Origin of the sequence: Pseudorhodoferax sp. Leaf265 (assembly GCF_001422365.1) — a bacterium.
In the GTDB taxonomy this organism is placed as follows: domain Bacteria; phylum Pseudomonadota; class Gammaproteobacteria; order Burkholderiales; family Burkholderiaceae_C; genus Pseudorhodoferax.
The window spans coordinates 364,172-377,786 of sequence record NZ_LMMT01000039.1 but is presented as its reverse complement, the minus strand read 5'-3'; the positions used below and the strand labels follow the sequence as shown (position 1 = coordinate 377,786).

The window sequence follows — 13,615 nt, the reverse complement described above, 5'->3', positions numbered from 1 at the left end:
CGGCCGGCAGGAGAGGCATCGTGATCCGCGATGCCCTGCGCACGAAAACCGTAGGAAAATGGCCGCCCCGTCGCCACAGGCGATGCCCCACCATGATGAAGCCTTCCGAACGCAACTTTGCCCGCCGCATCGACCTCACGTCCTTGCAGCTGTTCGTGGCCGTCTACGAATTGGGCAGCATCGGCAAGGCGGCGGAGCGCGAATTCATTGCCGCCTCGGCCGTCAGCAAGCGGCTGTCGGACCTGGAAACCCTGCTGCAGACCACGCTGCTGTACCGCCATGCGCGCGGCGTGGACCTCACGCCGGCCGGAGAGAGCCTGCTGCACCACGCCCGCTCGGTGCTGTTCAGCCTGGACCGCATGCAGGGTGAGCTCAGCGAGTACGCCGACGGCGTGCGCGGCCATGTGCGCGTGCACGCCAGCATCTCGGCCATCGTGCAGTTTCTGCCCGAGGACCTGGGCGCCTTCGTGCGCGCCCATGGTGGCATCAAGATCGACCTGGAGGAGCACCTGTCCAGCGAGATTGTGCGCGCCGTACAGGAAGGCGCGGCCGACTTGGGGCTGTGCAATGCCGCGGCCGCCGAATCCGCTGGCGAGGCGCTGCAGACGCGCGCCTACCGGCGCGACCGGCTCGTGCTGATCGTGCCGCGTGGCCATGCGCTGGCCGGCCGCGGCGCCGTGCCGTACGAGGCCTCGCTGGCCTTCGACCAGGTCGGCCTGCCCAGCAACAGCTCCATCCACCTGGCCACCCGCAGCGCCGCCGCGCAGCTGGGCCACGCCATCAAGCTGCGCATCCAGGTCACGGGCCTGGACGCCATGTGCCGCATGATCCACAACGGCCTGGGCATCGGCGTGATGCCGCAGCGCGCGTTCGAGCTCATGCACGGCGTCGGCGACCTCGAACACGTGCCGCTCAGCGACACTTGGGCCGAGCGCCAGATCCGCATGGTGGCGCGCGACTTCTCCACGCTGCCTGTCACGGCGCGGCTGCTCGTCGAGCACCTGGCGCCGCCACCCGAAGCCATCGGCGAGCCGCAGTCCACGGACCAGGCCGTCGCCGTTTGAACCAATCAGTCCCCCACGAAAGAAGCCCATGAGCCTCACCACCAGCCAAGCGGGTGCGCGCACCCTCTACGACAAGATCTTCGACGAGCACACCGTCCACACCGAGGAAGACGGCACGGCGGTGCTGTACATCGACCGGCACCTGGTGCATGAGGTCACGAGTCCGCAGGCCTTCGAGGGCATCCGCCAGGCCGGCCGCAAGGTCTGGCGCGTGAGCTCCATCGTGGCCACGGCCGACCACAACACGCCGACCACGGGCTGGGAACAGGGCTACGACGGCATCGCCGACCCGATCAGCAAGGAGCAGATCACCACGCTGGACAGCAACATCAAGGAGTTCGGCGCGGCCGCGTTCTTCCCCTTCATGCACAAGCGCCAAGGCATCGTGCACGTGATCGGCCCCGAGAACGGCGCCACGCTGCCAGGCATGACCGTCGTCTGCGGCGACAGCCACACCTCCACCCACGGCGCCTTCGGTGCGCTGGCGCACGGCATCGGCACCAGCGAGGTCGAGCACGTGATGGCCACACAGACGCTCTTGGCCAAGAAGGCCAAGAACATGCTGGTCAAGGTGGAGGGCCAGCTGGCCAAGGGCGTGACCGCCAAGGACATCGTGCTGGCCATCATCGGCAAGATCGGCACGGCCGGCGGCACGGGCTACACCATCGAGTTCGCCGGCTCGGCCATCCGCGGTCTGTCCATGGAAGGCCGCATGACGGTGTGCAACATGGCCATCGAAGGCGGCGCACGCGCCGGCCTGGTGGCGGTGGACGACAAGACCATCGAGTACGTCAAGGGCCGCCCGCTGGCACCTACCGGCGTGGCCTGGGACCAGGCCGTGGCCTACTGGAAGACGCTGCACTCCGACCCCGGCGCGAAGTTCGACACCGTGGTCGAACTGGACGCCACGCAGATCGTGCCGCAGGTCACCTGGGGCACCTCGCCCGAGATGGTGCTGGGCATCGACGGCCGCGTGCCCGATCCCGACAAGGAGAAGGACGCCAACAAGCGCGGCGCCATCGAGCGCGCGCTGACCTACATGAACCTGGAGCCGGGCAAGGCGCTGGACGACATCTTCGTCGACAAGGTCTTCATCGGCAGCTGCACCAACAGCCGCATCGAGGACATGCGCGAGGCCGCCGCCGTGGTCAAGAAGCTGGGCCAGAAGGTCGCCAAGAACGTCAAGCTCGCCATGGTCGTGCCGGGCTCGGGCCTCGTGAAGGAACAGGCCGAGCGCGAAGGCCTGCACGAGATCTTCAAGGCCGCAGGCTTCGAGTGGCGCGAGCCGGGCTGCTCCATGTGCTTGGCCATGAACGCCGACCGGCTGGAGCCGGGCGAGCGCTGTGCCTCCACGAGCAACCGCAACTTCGAAGGCCGCCAGGGCGCCGGCGGCCGCACCCATCTGGTCAGCCCGGCCATGGCTGCGGCCGCGGCGGTGCACGGCCATTTCGTCGACGTGCGCCAGTTCGCCTGAAGGAGCCACACACCATGAGAGCCACCACTGCACTGCTGCTGGCCGCCGCCCTCGCGCTGGCCGCCTGCAACACCGTCAAGGGTGTTGGCAAGGACGTGCAACGCGCCGGCGAAGCCATCGAGCGCTCGGCCAAATAAACCCAGGAACATCGCCATGCAGAAATTCACCATTCACAAGGGCCTGGTCGCGCCCATGGACCGCGAGAACGTCGACACCGACGCCATCATCCCCAAGCAGTTCCTCAAGTCGATCAAGAAGACCGGCTTCGGCGTGAACCTGTTCGACGAGTGGCGCTACCTTGACAAGGGCGAGCCCGGCGTGCCGGAATCCGCGCGCAAGCCGAATCCCGACTTCGTGTTGAACCAGCCGCGCTACAAGGGCGCCTCCATCCTGCTGGCGCGCAAGAACTTCGGCTGCGGCTCCTCGCGCGAGCATGCGCCCTGGGCGCTGGACCAGTACGGCTTCCGCGCCATCCTGGCGCCGAGCTTCGCCGATATCTTCTTCAACAACAGCTTCAAGAACGGCCTGTTGCCCATCGTGCTGCCCGAGGCCACGATCGCCCAGCTGTTCGACGAGTGCTTCGCCTTCCCGGGCTACCAGCTGACCGTGGACCTGGAGCGCCAGGTCATCGTGCGGCCGCAGGGCGAGGAGATCGCGTTCGACGTGCAGCCTTTCCGCAAGTACTGCCTGCTCAACGGCTTCGACGACATCGGCCTGACGCTGCGCCATGCCGACAAGATCCGCGCCTTCGAGGCCGAGCGCCTGGCGGCCAAGCCCTGGCTGGCCAACACCATGCTGTCCGCCTGATCCTTCAACCAACTTTCTACGCACATGAAAATCGCAGTTCTGCCGGGTGACGGCATCGGCACCGAGATCGTCGAACAGGCCGTCCGCGTGCTCAACGCCCTCGACCTGAAGCTCGAGATGGAGACCGCCCTGGTCGGCGGCGCAGCCTACGACGCCCACGGCCACCCGCTGCCCGAGGCCACACTCAAGCTGGCCAAGGAAGCCGACGCCGTGCTGTTCGGCGCCGTCGGCGACTGGAAGTACGACACGCTGGACCGCCCGCTGCGGCCCGAGCAGGCCATCCTGGGCCTGCGCAAGAACCTGGGCCTGTTCGCCAACTTCCGCCCCGCCATCTGCTACGAGCAGCTCGTGGGCGCCTCCAGCCTCAAGCCCGAGCTGGTCGCGGGCCTGGACATCCTGATCATCCGCGAGCTGACCGGCGACATCTACTTCGGCCAGCCGCGCGGCCGTCGTGTCTCGCCCGACGGCCACTTCCCCGGTGCCGAGGAAGCCTTCGACACGATGCGCTATTCGCGCCCGGAGATCGAGCGCATTGCGCGCGTGGCCTTCGAGGCCGCCCGCAAGCGCAACAAGCGCGTGACCAGCGTGGACAAGGCCAACGTGCTGGAGACCTTCCAGCTCTGGAAGGACGTGGTCACCGAGATCGGCAAGGAGTACCCGGACGTTGCACTCGACCACATGTACGTGGACAACGCCGCGATGCAGCTCGTCAAGGCGCCCAAGAAGTTCGACGTGGTCGTGACCGGCAACATGTTCGGCGACATCCTGTCCGACGCCGCCGCCATGCTGACCGGCTCCATCGGCATGCTGCCCTCGGCCAGCCTGAACAGCAGCAACCAGGGCCTGTACGAGCCCAGCCACGGCAGTGCCCCCGACATCGCCGGCCAGGGCGTGGCCAACCCGCTGGCCACCATCCTGTCGGCCGCGATGATGCTGCGCTTCTCGCTGAACCAAGTGGCCGCTGCCGACCGCATCGAGGCGGCCGTGCAAAAGGTGCTGGCGCAGGGCCTGCGCACGCCCGACATCTACAGCGAAGGCACGACCAAGGTCGGCACGCGCGAGATGGGCGATGCAGTGCTGAAGGCGCTGGGCTAGAATCTCGCCCCATGTCCGCCGCCGCCTGCTCCGCAATCCTGTCCATGCCGCTCGGCATGGCTGCGGCGGCCGACATCTCCACCAAAACCACGACCACCATTACGGGCTGACGCAGCCTGGTTCGTCGTGCGCCCTTCCTGGCCTCCGACGCGCCAGGCGAGCAGTCCATCAGGCGCTGTTTGTTTTTTTACTTGAAAGGGCAATGTGATGAAGGTAGGTAATCTGGTCGGCCTCGTCGGCTGGCGCGGCATGGTCGGCTCGGTCCTGATCGATCGCATGCAGGCCGAGGGCGATTTCGCACTCATCGAACCGGTGTTCTTCTCGACCTCCAACGCAGGCGGCAAGGCGCCTGCGCAGGCCAAGAACGAAACCACGCTGCAGGACGCCTACGACATCGCCGCGCTCAAGCGCTGCGACATCATCATCACGGCCCAGGGCGGCGACTACACCACCGAGGTCTTCCCCAAGCTGCGCGCCGCCGGCTGGAACGGCCATTGGATCGACGCCGCCTCCACGTTGCGCATGAAGGACGACGCCGTCATCGTGCTCGACCCGGTCAACCTGCCCGTGATGCAGCGCGCGCTGGCCAAGGGCGGCAGGAACTGGATCGGCGGCAACTGCACCGTGAGCTGCATGCTGATGGGCGTGGGCGCGCTGTACAAGGCCGGCCTGGTCGAGTGGATGAGCACCATGACCTACCAGGCCGCGTCCGGCGGCGGTGCCCAGCACATGCGCGAGTTGCTGACGCAGTTCGGCAGCATCCACGGCGAGGTGCGCGACCTGCTCAACGACCCCAAGTCCGCCATCCTCGAAATCGACCGCAAGGTGCTGGCCAAGCAGAAGGCCCTGACGGCGGATGAGACCGCCAACTTCGGCGTGCCGCTGGGCGGCAGCCTGATCCCCTGGATCGACAAGGACCTGGGCCTGGGCAAGTCGCAGGACGATGCCGAATGGGGCATGTCCAAGGAAGAGTGGAAGGGCGGCGCCGAGACCAACAAGATCCTGGGCCAGGGCCCGTCCTTCGGCACGGGCATCACCCCGGTCGACGGCTTCTGCGTGCGCATCGGCGCCATGCGTTGCCACAGCCAGGCGCTGACCTTCAAGCTCAAGAAGAACGTGCCGCTCGCGGACATCGAAGCCATGATCGCGCAGGACAACGACTGGGTCCGCGTGGTGCCGAACACCCGCGAGGACACGCTCAAGGGCCTGACGCCCGTGGTCACCACCGGCACGCTGAACATCCCGGTCGGCCGCATCCGCAAGCTGGCCATGGGCCCGGAATACGTGGGCGCCTTCACGATCGGCGACCAGCTGCTGTGGGGCGCGGCCGAGCCGCTGCGCCGCACGCTGCGCGTGCTGCTGCAGGCCTGAACTGCCCACGCCCATGACACGGCCCGCCCCTGGCGGGCCGTTGTCGTCTGGCAACATCGCAGTGCAGCGAGAATGCGCGCTCCAATGCAGCGCCGGCTCCCAAGCCGCTTGAGCTTGTCAGCCTAAAGCATTGCTGCTACCGTTCTTTTTAGTAACCAAGTCGGCCCGTCCATTTGCATGATCAAACGTTCCAATGCTGTTGAACAGGCTGATGACAAACCAAAGTTGAAGCTGGCGTCGCAGAGCTGGAAGCGCAGCATGGTGGCGGCGACCGCCACCGCGGCCCTCTTCGCCCCGCTGCAGCAGGCCCAGGCTTTGACGCTGGGCCGGGCCACGGTGCAATCGGCCCTCGGCGAGCCCTTGCGCGCCGAGATCGAGCTGCCGGACATCACGGAAGAAGAGTCCCGCACGCTGCAGGCCGCGATCGCCACGCCGCAGGCTTTCCGCGCGGCCGGCCTCGAGTACAACGCCGCCTTGGGCACGGTGCGTATCGAACGTGCGCGACGGGCCGATGGCCGCGCCGTGTTGCGGCTCAGCAGCGACCGCCCCGTCAGCGAACCCTTCATCGACCTGATCCTGCAGGCCAACTGGGCCTCTGGCCGGGCGGTGCGCGACTACACCTTGCTGCTGGACCCACCGCAGCAGCGCCAAGCCGCTGCGCCGACGGCCCCGCAGTTGCCGCCCAGCGCCGCCGTGGCACCGCCGCCCGCTCGCCCGCCGGCGCCCCCCCCGGCTGCTGCAGTGCCGACGCCAGCGCCGAACCCTGCGTCGACCCCTGTCCCAGCGCCGGCCCCAACGCCAGCTTCCGCAGCGCCGCCGGCGCCGGCAGCACGGGCGGCGGCATCGGCACCAGTGCCCAGCGGCGTACCCGGCACCGCCACGGTGCGCCGCGGCGACACCGCCAGCCGCATCGCCTCTGCCAACAAGCCGCCCAACGTCTCGCTCGACCAGATGCTGGTCGCCATGCTGCGCAGCAATCCGAACGCCTTCATCGACGGCAACGTCAACCGCCTGCGCGCAGGCGCGGTGCTGGACCTGCCCAGCGCGAACCAGGCTGCCGCCGTTCCCGCGGACGAGGCCACGCGCACCATCGCGGCCCAATCGCGCGACTTCAATGCCTACCGCAGCCAGCTGGCGGGCCAGGTGCCATCGGTCCCTGGCAGCGCCCAGCGTTCGGCCAGTGGGCGCGTGCAGGGCAAGGTCGAAGACAACCGGCCCGCGGCGACGGCGCCGGACCGGCTCACCCTGTCCAAAGGCGGCGTGCAGAGCCGCGCGCAGGACGAAAAGATCGCCCGCGACAAGGCCGGCAAGGAAGCGGCGGACCGCGTCGCGGAACTGTCGCGCAACATCGACGCGCTCAACAAGCTGGGCGCCGGTGGCGCAGCCCCGACCGCATCCGCGCCGGCTCCAGCGCCTGCTCCCGCACCGGAGCCGACGGCCTCGGCTCCAGCACCGGCCCCGGGCCCCGCAACAGCCGCGCCGCCCGCGCCCGCGCCGGAACCTGCCGCACCGGCACCCGCCGCAGAGCCGGCCTCCGCCGCCAAGGCCTTGCCAGCGCCCGGACCCGCGCCGGCCGTGCAGGAAGACGGCGGCCTGCTCGACAGCCTGCGCCACAGCCCCTTGCTGCTGGCTGCGGCAGCGGCACTGATCGCCTTGCTGGCCGCGCTGGGCATCTACCGTGCGCGCCAGCGCCGCCAGGTGGCCGAGGAAGAAAGCCGCCTGAAGGAGCCAGTGGAGTCGTTCTTCGCGAGCAGCGGCGGCCAGCACGTGGACACCGCCGCCGAGAGCGAGGCGGCGGCCTCGGCCGTGTACTCGCCGAGCCAGTTCGACACCAGCAGCGAGGTCGACCCCGTGGCCGAGGCCGAGGTCTACATGGCCTATGGCCGTGACCTGCAGGCCGAGGAAATCCTCCAGGAAGCCCTGCGCAGTACGCCCCAGCGCGTGGCCATCCACGCCAAGCTGGCCGAAATCTACGCCAAGCGCCGCGACGCGATCGCACTGCAGGCCACGGCCGAGAAGGCGCATGCGCTGACCGGCGGCACAGGTCCCGAGTGGGAGGCCATCGCCGCGCTGGGCCGCGAGCTGCAACCCGAGCACCCGCTCTGGCGCGGTGGCGCAGTGGCCGGCCTCGGCGCTGCAGCCGCTGCTGCCGCCGTCGCAGGTGCTGCTGTGGCGCCGCGCCCGGCTGCGGCCGAAGACAGCGACGAATCGCTGTGGCCGGACCCCGTGCTGACGCCCCCCGCGCCACCGGCGCCCGCGCTGCAGCCCATGCCAGACATCAGCCTGGACCTCGGCGACGACGACAGCCCAACCCCGCTGCCCGTGCCAGCCAAGCCCGCGTCCGACGCTGACGAGCCCCTGGCGCCGCCCATGGCCGAGGCCATGGACCTCGATTTCGACGTGCAGAGCACCTACAAGGCACCGCTGGCGGCGCCCACGCCCGCACCGGCCGCCGATTCCGACCTGCTGCCCTTCGACCTGGGCTCGCTGTCGCTGGATCTGGGTGAACCTGATGGCAAGGCCGCGGCTGCCGAGCCCGCCGCCGAACCGGAGGCCGACGACCCGCTGGCCACCAAGCTGGCCCTGGCCGAGGAGTTCCAGGCCATCGGCGATGACGACGGCGCGCGCGCGCTGGCCGAAGAAGTACTGGCCGAGGCCACCGGGCCGCTCAAGGCCCAGGCCCAGCGCTTCCTGGCCGCCCTCGGCTGAGCGGCGCGCGGGCAAGGGGATCGCTGGTGCGTCTGGCACTCGGAGTCAGCTATGCGGGCCAGGCCTACGACGGCTGGCAGAGCCAGCCTTCGGGCAAGACCGTGCAGGACAAGCTGGAGCAAGCGCTGGGCAACTTCGCGCAGCAGGACATCGGCACCATCTGCGCCGGCCGCACCGATGCCGGCGTGCACGGGCTCATGCAGGTCGTGCACTTCGACACCACCGTCGCGCGTGAAACCCATGCCTGGGTGCGAGGCACCAACAGCTACCTGCCCGGCGACATCGCCGTGCAGTGGGCCCACCCGGTCACGGAGCAGTTCCACGCGCGCGCCAGCGCCATCGGCCGGCGCTATGCCTACGTGCTCATGGAGTCGCCCGTGCGGCCCAGCGTGGAGCGTGGCCGCATCGGCTGGGTGCACCGCCCGCTGGCGCAGGCCCCCATGCAGGCCGCCGCCGCGCTGTTGCTGGGCGAGCACGACTTCACCTCATTCCGCGCGTCGCAATGCCAGGCGCGCACGCCGGTCAAGACCATGCGCCGCATCGAGGTCTCGCGGCGTGGTGCCTACTGGCGCTTCGAGTTCGAGGCCGACGCCTTCCTGCACCACATGATCCGCAACCTCATGGGCTGCCTGTTGGTCGTGGGCAAGGGCGACCAGCCCGTGGCATGGATGGCCGAGGTGCTGGCCGCACGCGACCGCCGCGTGGCCGCGCCCACCTTCTCGCCCGACGGCCTGTACTTCCTGGGGCCACGCTACGAAGACCATTGGGGCCTGCCGGAACGCACGGCTGCCTATGATTGGCTCCCCTGAGCGCTGCCCCGCCTGAGAGAGCGCCCCACTGCCGCCCACCTGGGCAGAGGTTTCCCCATGACCAGAACCCGCATCAAGATCTGCGGCATCACGCGCGAGCAGGACCTGGAGGCCGCCGTCGCTGCCGGTGCCGACGCCGTCGGCTTCGTGCTCTACGACAAGAGCCCGCGCTACGTCACACCGCGCCGCGCAGCCGAGCTCGCCCGCCGGCTGCCACCCTTCGTCACGCCCGTGCTGCTGTTCGTCAACACGCCGCCGCAAGAGGTGGCCACCACCTGCGACCAGGTCCCGGGCGCCATGGTGCAGTTCCACGGCGACGAAACGCCGGCCCAGTGCCTGGCCGCCACGGCCCACCCTGCCCGCCCCTTCGTGCGCGCGGCCCGCATCCCGCTGGATGAAAACGCAGCCCCCTTCGACTTGGTAAGATTCGCAGCCGAATTTTCCCAAGCCCAGGCCATCCTGCTCGACGCCCATGTCGAGGGATACGGCGGCGGCGGCAAGGCATTCAATTGGTCACTCCTGCCAACAAGCGTCGACTCTCACCTCGTCTTGAGTGGTGGACTCACGCCTGCAAACGTGACCGATGGCATCTTGCAGGTGCGGCCACGCGCGCTGTCGCTGGCCGTTGATGTGAGTTCCGGCGTCGAGGCCTCCAAGGGCATCAAGGACGCCGACAAGATCAACCGCTTCGTCGCGGCCGTCCGCGCCGCCGACGCGCACTTTGCAAAGATTCAACATGTCGACCCCTTATCAACAGCCTGATGCCTCGGGCCATTTCGGCATCTACGGCGGCAGCTTCATCTCCGAGACGCTGACCCACGCCATCGCCGAACTGCGCGAGGCCTACGCCCGCTACCAGAACGACCCCGAATTCATCGCCGAATTCAAGAGCGAACTGGCCCACTTCGTCGGCCGGCCCTCGCCCGTCTACCACGCCGCGCGCAGCAGCCGCGAACACGGCGGCGCGCAGATCTTCCTCAAACGCGAAGACCTCAACCACACCGGCGCGCACAAGATCAACAACGTGATCGGCCAGGCCATGCTGGCCAAGCGCATGGGCAAGCCGCGTGTGATCGCCGAGACCGGCGCCGGCCAGCACGGCGTGGCCACGGCCACCATCTGCGCGCGCTACGGCCTGGAGTGCGTGGTCTACATGGGCAGCGAGGACGTCAAGCGCCAGAGCCCCAACGTGTTCCGCATGAAGCTGCTGGGCGCCACCGTGGTGCCCGTGGACAGCGGCAGCAAGACGCTCAAGGACTCGCTCAACGAAGCCATGCGCGACTGGGTCGCCAACGTGGACAACACCTTCTACATCATCGGCACCGTGGCCGGTCCGCACCCCTACCCGATGATGGTGCGCGACTTCCAGAGCGTGATCGGCAACGAATGCCTGGTGCAGATGCCCGAGATGCTGGCGGCGGCGGGATGCAAGAACGACCAGCCCGACGCCGTGCTGGCCTGCGTGGGCGGCGGCAGCAACGCCATCGGCATCTTCTACCCGTACATCGACCATGCAGGCACCCGCCTGATCGGCGTGGAAGCCACTGGCCAGGGCCTGGACAGCGGCAAGCACGCCGCTTCGTTGCAACGCGGCAGCGCCGGCGTGCTCCACGGCAACCGCACCTACCTGCTGCAGGACGAGAACGGCCAGGTGACCGAGACGCACAGCATCAGCGCCGGCCTGGACTACCCGGGTGTGGGGCCGGAACATGCCTTCCTGAAGGACATCGGCCGCGCCGAATACGTCGGCGCCACCGACGCCGAAGCGCTGGATGCCTTCCACTATCTGTGCCGCACCGAGGGCATCATCCCTGCGCTGGAGTCGGCCCACGCGTTCGCTTACGCGCGCAAGCTGGCACCAACCATGCGCCCGGACCAGAGCATCCTGGTGAACCTGTCCGGCCGTGGCGACAAGGACATCGGCACCGTGGCCGACCTGTCGGGCGAGGACTTCTACGACCGCCCCTCCATGCGCGGCCACGCCGTGAAGGGAGGCCAGGCATGAGCCGCATCGCCACCACCTTCGCGCAGCTGAAGCAGCAAGGCCGCAAGGCCCTGATCCCCTACGTCACGGCCGGCTTCCCCTACGCCGACGTCACGCCCGAACTCATGCACGCCATGGTCGCGGCCGGCGCCGATGTGATCGAGCTCGGCGTGCCGTTCAGCGACCCCATGGCCGACGGCCCGGTGATCCAGGCAGCCGGCGAGAAAGCCCTGGCGCTGGGCGTTGGCATGGTCCAGGTGCTCGCGATGGTCAAAGCCTTCCGCGACAAGGACCAGCAGACGCCCGTGGTGCTGATGGGCTACGCCAACCCGGTCGAGCGCTACGAGCAGCGCCATGGTGCCGACAGCTTTCCGCGCGATGCGGCGGCCGCCGGTGTCGACGGCGTGCTGGTCGTCGACTACCCGCCCGAGGAGTGCGTGGACTTCGCGGCCCGCCTGCGCGCCAAGGACATCGACCTGATCTTCCTGCTCGCGCCCACGTCCACCGACGAGCGCATGCGCCAAGTGGCCGAGGTCGCCAGCGGCTACGTCTACTACGTCTCGCTCAAGGGCGTGACGGGCGCCGGCACGCTGGACACGGCCGCGGTCGAGGCCATGCTGCCGCGCATCCGCCGCCATGTGCAGCTGCCCGTGGGTGTCGGCTTCGGCATCCGCGACGCCACCTCGGCCCAGGCCGTGGGCCGCGTGGCCGACGCCGTGGTCATCGGCAGCAGGATCATCCAGCTGCTCGACGACCAGCCCCGCGCGCAGGTCGCCCCCACGGCGGCCGCGTTCCTGCGCGGCATCCGTTCGGCGCTCGACGCATAATCCCCACCCCGTTCGTCCCTCCGGAGTAGCCAATCCCATGTCCTGGCTCGAAAAACTGCTTCCCGCCAAGATCCAGCCCAGCGACCCCGCCGAGCGCCGCCAGGTGCCCGAGGGCCTGTGGATCAAGTGCCCGAGCTGCGAGAGCGTGCTCTACAAGACGGATCTGGAAAAGAACCTGAACGTCTGCCCGACCTGCGGCCACCACCACCGCATCGGCGCACGCGCGCGCCTGGACAGCTTCCTGGACCCCGAAGGCCGCTACGAGATCGGCCACGAAGTCCTGCCCATGGACCCGCTCAAGTTCAAGGACAGCCGCAAGTACCCCGAGCGGCTCAAGGAAGCGCTGGACAACACCGAGGAGACGGATGCGCTCATCGTCATGGGCGGCGCGCTCCATGGGCTGAACGTGGTGGTGGCCTGCTTCGAGTTCGAGTTCATGGGCGGCAGCATGGGCAGCGTGGTGGGCGAGCGCTTCGTGCGCGGCGTGCACGCGGCCATCGACCAGAAGGTGCCCTTCATCTGCTTCACCGCCACCGGCGGCGCGCGCATGCAGGAAGGCCTGCTGTCGCTGATGCAGATGGCCAAGACCAACGCGTCCCTGACGCGCCTGGCCAAGAAGGGCCTGCCCTACATCAGCGTGCTGACCGACCCGACCATGGGCGGCGTGAGCGCCGGCTTCGCCTTCGTCGGCGACATGGTCATCGCCGAACCCAAGGCGCTGATCGGCTTCGCCGGCCCGCGCGTGATCGAGTCCACCGTGCGCGTGACGCTGCCCGAAGGCTTCCAGCGTGCCGAGTTCCTGCAGCAAAAGGGTGCGGTCGACCTGATCTGCAACCGCAAGGACCTGCGCCGCACCATCGCCAGCTCGCTGGCCATGCTGCAGCGCCAGCCGGCCGACGCGGTCAGCGCCAGCTGATTCTCAGAAGCTCATGCCGCCCAGCACGCCGCGCAAGGCGTGCTGCAGCACGATGGACGCCACCTGCAGCAGCACCAGCAGGATCAGCGGCGTGAGGTCCATGCCCCCCACCAGCGGCACCATGCGCCGCAGCGGCCGCAGCGGCGGCGCCAGCAGGCGGGACAGCACGTCGTAGAGCGGCGACTGCGTCTGCACCCAGGACATCACGGCGTAGACGATCAGCAGGCCCGTGAGGCCGTAGATCACGAGGCCGATCACGCCGAACAAGGCCATGACCGGCACCACGACGAGTGCGCCGCCCGTCATGAGCCACAGCAGGAAGTATTGGGCGAGCTTGAGCAGGAATGCGCCAACCAGGCTGGCCAGATCCCAGCGGCCCACCGGACGCACGACCTTGCGCAGCGGCAGCACCAGCCAGTCCGTCAGCGCGAACACCAGGCTGCCGATGGGATTGCCGAACGGGATGCGCTGGTGCTGCATGTACAGCCGCAGCAAGCAGGCGCTGCCCAGCAAGCCGGCGACGACCTCGAGCAGAAAAGCGAAGATTTGGTACAGCATG

Annotated in this window: 13 protein-coding genes; 12 read left to right on the top strand and 1 reads right to left on the bottom strand. The window is 68.8% G+C overall.

The window, feature by feature from the left end:
• Positions 1–95: 95 nt before the first annotated feature.
• The 12 genes from ASF45_RS30675 to accD all read left to right on the top strand — a co-directional run bounded on the left by ASF45_RS30675 (position 96) and on the right by accD (position 13,056).
• Positions 96–1,064: a LysR substrate-binding domain-containing protein gene (locus tag ASF45_RS30675; protein ID WP_056672880.1), complete on the top strand. Its 969-nt coding sequence runs from the start codon at positions 96–98 to the stop codon at positions 1,062–1,064.
• A 28-nt stretch (positions 1,065–1,092) separates the two neighbouring features.
• On the top strand, positions 1,093–2,538 hold the full coding sequence (gene leuC / locus ASF45_RS30670) for a 3-isopropylmalate dehydratase large subunit (protein ID WP_056672622.1): 1,446 nt from the start codon (positions 1,093–1,095) through the stop codon (positions 2,536–2,538).
• Positions 2,539–2,552: 14 nt separating this feature from the next.
• On the top strand, positions 2,553–2,675 hold the full coding sequence (locus ASF45_RS34140) for an entericidin A/B family lipoprotein (RefSeq protein ID WP_063887827.1): 123 nt from the start codon (positions 2,553–2,555) through the stop codon (positions 2,673–2,675).
• Positions 2,676–2,691: 16 nt separating this feature from the next.
• A complete protein-coding gene (gene leuD, locus ASF45_RS30665) occupies positions 2,692–3,345 on the top strand; it encodes a 3-isopropylmalate dehydratase small subunit (protein ID WP_056672620.1) in 654 nt (217 codons plus the stop codon).
• A gap of 24 nt (positions 3,346–3,369) precedes the next feature.
• Positions 3,370–4,440 carry a 3-isopropylmalate dehydrogenase gene (gene leuB, locus ASF45_RS30660; RefSeq protein ID WP_056672618.1) on the top strand — a complete coding sequence of 357 codons (1,071 nt, stop codon included), beginning with the start codon at positions 3,370–3,372 and terminating at the stop codon, positions 4,438–4,440.
• 207 nt (positions 4,441–4,647) lie between these two features.
• Positions 4,648–5,811, top strand: a complete 1,164-nt coding sequence (gene asd / locus ASF45_RS30655; RefSeq protein WP_056672616.1) for an aspartate-semialdehyde dehydrogenase — start codon at positions 4,648–4,650, stop codon at positions 5,809–5,811.
• A gap of 258 nt (positions 5,812–6,069) precedes the next feature.
• Positions 6,070–8,520, top strand: coding sequence for a FimV/HubP family polar landmark protein (locus tag ASF45_RS30650; RefSeq protein WP_063887832.1), 2,451 nt, complete (start codon positions 6,070–6,072; stop codon positions 8,518–8,520).
• A gap of 26 nt (positions 8,521–8,546) precedes the next feature.
• Complete coding sequence (gene truA, locus ASF45_RS30645; RefSeq protein WP_056672612.1) at positions 8,547–9,329, top strand: tRNA pseudouridine(38-40) synthase TruA; 783 nt, start codon at positions 8,547–8,549, stop codon at positions 9,327–9,329.
• 57 nt (positions 9,330–9,386) lie between these two features.
• Positions 9,387–10,091 carry a phosphoribosylanthranilate isomerase gene (locus ASF45_RS30640; RefSeq protein ID WP_056672610.1) on the top strand — a complete coding sequence of 235 codons (705 nt, stop codon included), beginning with the start codon at positions 9,387–9,389 and terminating at the stop codon, positions 10,089–10,091.
• Complete coding sequence (gene trpB, locus ASF45_RS30635) at positions 10,066–11,334, top strand: tryptophan synthase subunit beta (protein WP_056672608.1); 1,269 nt, start codon at positions 10,066–10,068, stop codon at positions 11,332–11,334. Before ASF45_RS30640 ends, trpB begins: the two co-directional genes overlap by 26 nt.
• The gene (trpA, locus tag ASF45_RS30630; RefSeq protein ID WP_056672606.1) at positions 11,331–12,140 is read left to right on the top strand and encodes a tryptophan synthase subunit alpha; all 810 of its coding nucleotides are present in this window, start codon (positions 11,331–11,333) and stop codon (positions 12,138–12,140) included. The genes trpB and trpA overlap by 4 nt, the downstream gene beginning before the upstream one ends.
• A gap of 37 nt (positions 12,141–12,177) precedes the next feature.
• Positions 12,178–13,056 (top strand): acetyl-CoA carboxylase, carboxyltransferase subunit beta, encoded by an 879-nt coding sequence (gene accD, locus ASF45_RS30625; RefSeq protein ID WP_056672604.1) that lies wholly within the window; start codon positions 12,178–12,180, stop codon positions 13,054–13,056.
• Positions 13,057–13,059: 3 nt separating this feature from the next.
• Here the strand turns inward: accD and ASF45_RS30620 are convergent, their stop codons facing one another.
• Entirely contained in the window at positions 13,060–13,614 is a 555-nt protein-coding gene (locus tag ASF45_RS30620; protein ID WP_056672602.1) for a YggT family protein, read from the bottom strand.
• Between the last annotated feature and the right edge of the window lies 1 nt (position 13,615).

Coding starts and splice junctions, on each gene's coding strand:
- leuC (WP_056672622.1), top strand. CDS start 1,093: ATGAGCCTCACCACCAGCCAAGCGGGTGCGCGCACCCTCTACGACAAG.
- leuB (WP_056672618.1), top strand. CDS start 3,370: ATGAAAATCGCAGTTCTGCCGGGTGACGGCATCGGCACCGAGATCGTC.
- trpB (WP_056672608.1), top strand. CDS start 10,066: ATGTCGACCCCTTATCAACAGCCTGATGCCTCGGGCCATTTCGGCATC.
- accD (WP_056672604.1), top strand. CDS start 12,178: ATGTCCTGGCTCGAAAAACTGCTTCCCGCCAAGATCCAGCCCAGCGAC.
- ASF45_RS34140 (WP_063887827.1), top strand. CDS start 2,553: ATGAGAGCCACCACTGCACTGCTGCTGGCCGCCGCCCTCGCGCTGGCC.
- trpA (WP_056672606.1), top strand. CDS start 11,331: ATGAGCCGCATCGCCACCACCTTCGCGCAGCTGAAGCAGCAAGGCCGC.
- ASF45_RS30650 (WP_063887832.1), top strand. CDS start 6,070: ATGGTGGCGGCGACCGCCACCGCGGCCCTCTTCGCCCCGCTGCAGCAG.
- leuD (WP_056672620.1), top strand. CDS start 2,692: ATGCAGAAATTCACCATTCACAAGGGCCTGGTCGCGCCCATGGACCGC.
- ASF45_RS30675 (WP_056672880.1), top strand. CDS start 96: ATGAAGCCTTCCGAACGCAACTTTGCCCGCCGCATCGACCTCACGTCC.
- ASF45_RS30640 (WP_056672610.1), top strand. CDS start 9,387: ATGACCAGAACCCGCATCAAGATCTGCGGCATCACGCGCGAGCAGGAC.
- asd (WP_056672616.1), top strand. CDS start 4,648: ATGAAGGTAGGTAATCTGGTCGGCCTCGTCGGCTGGCGCGGCATGGTC.
- ASF45_RS30620 (WP_056672602.1), bottom strand. CDS start 13,614: ATGCTGTACCAAATCTTCGCTTTTCTGCTCGAGGTCGTCGCCGGCTTG.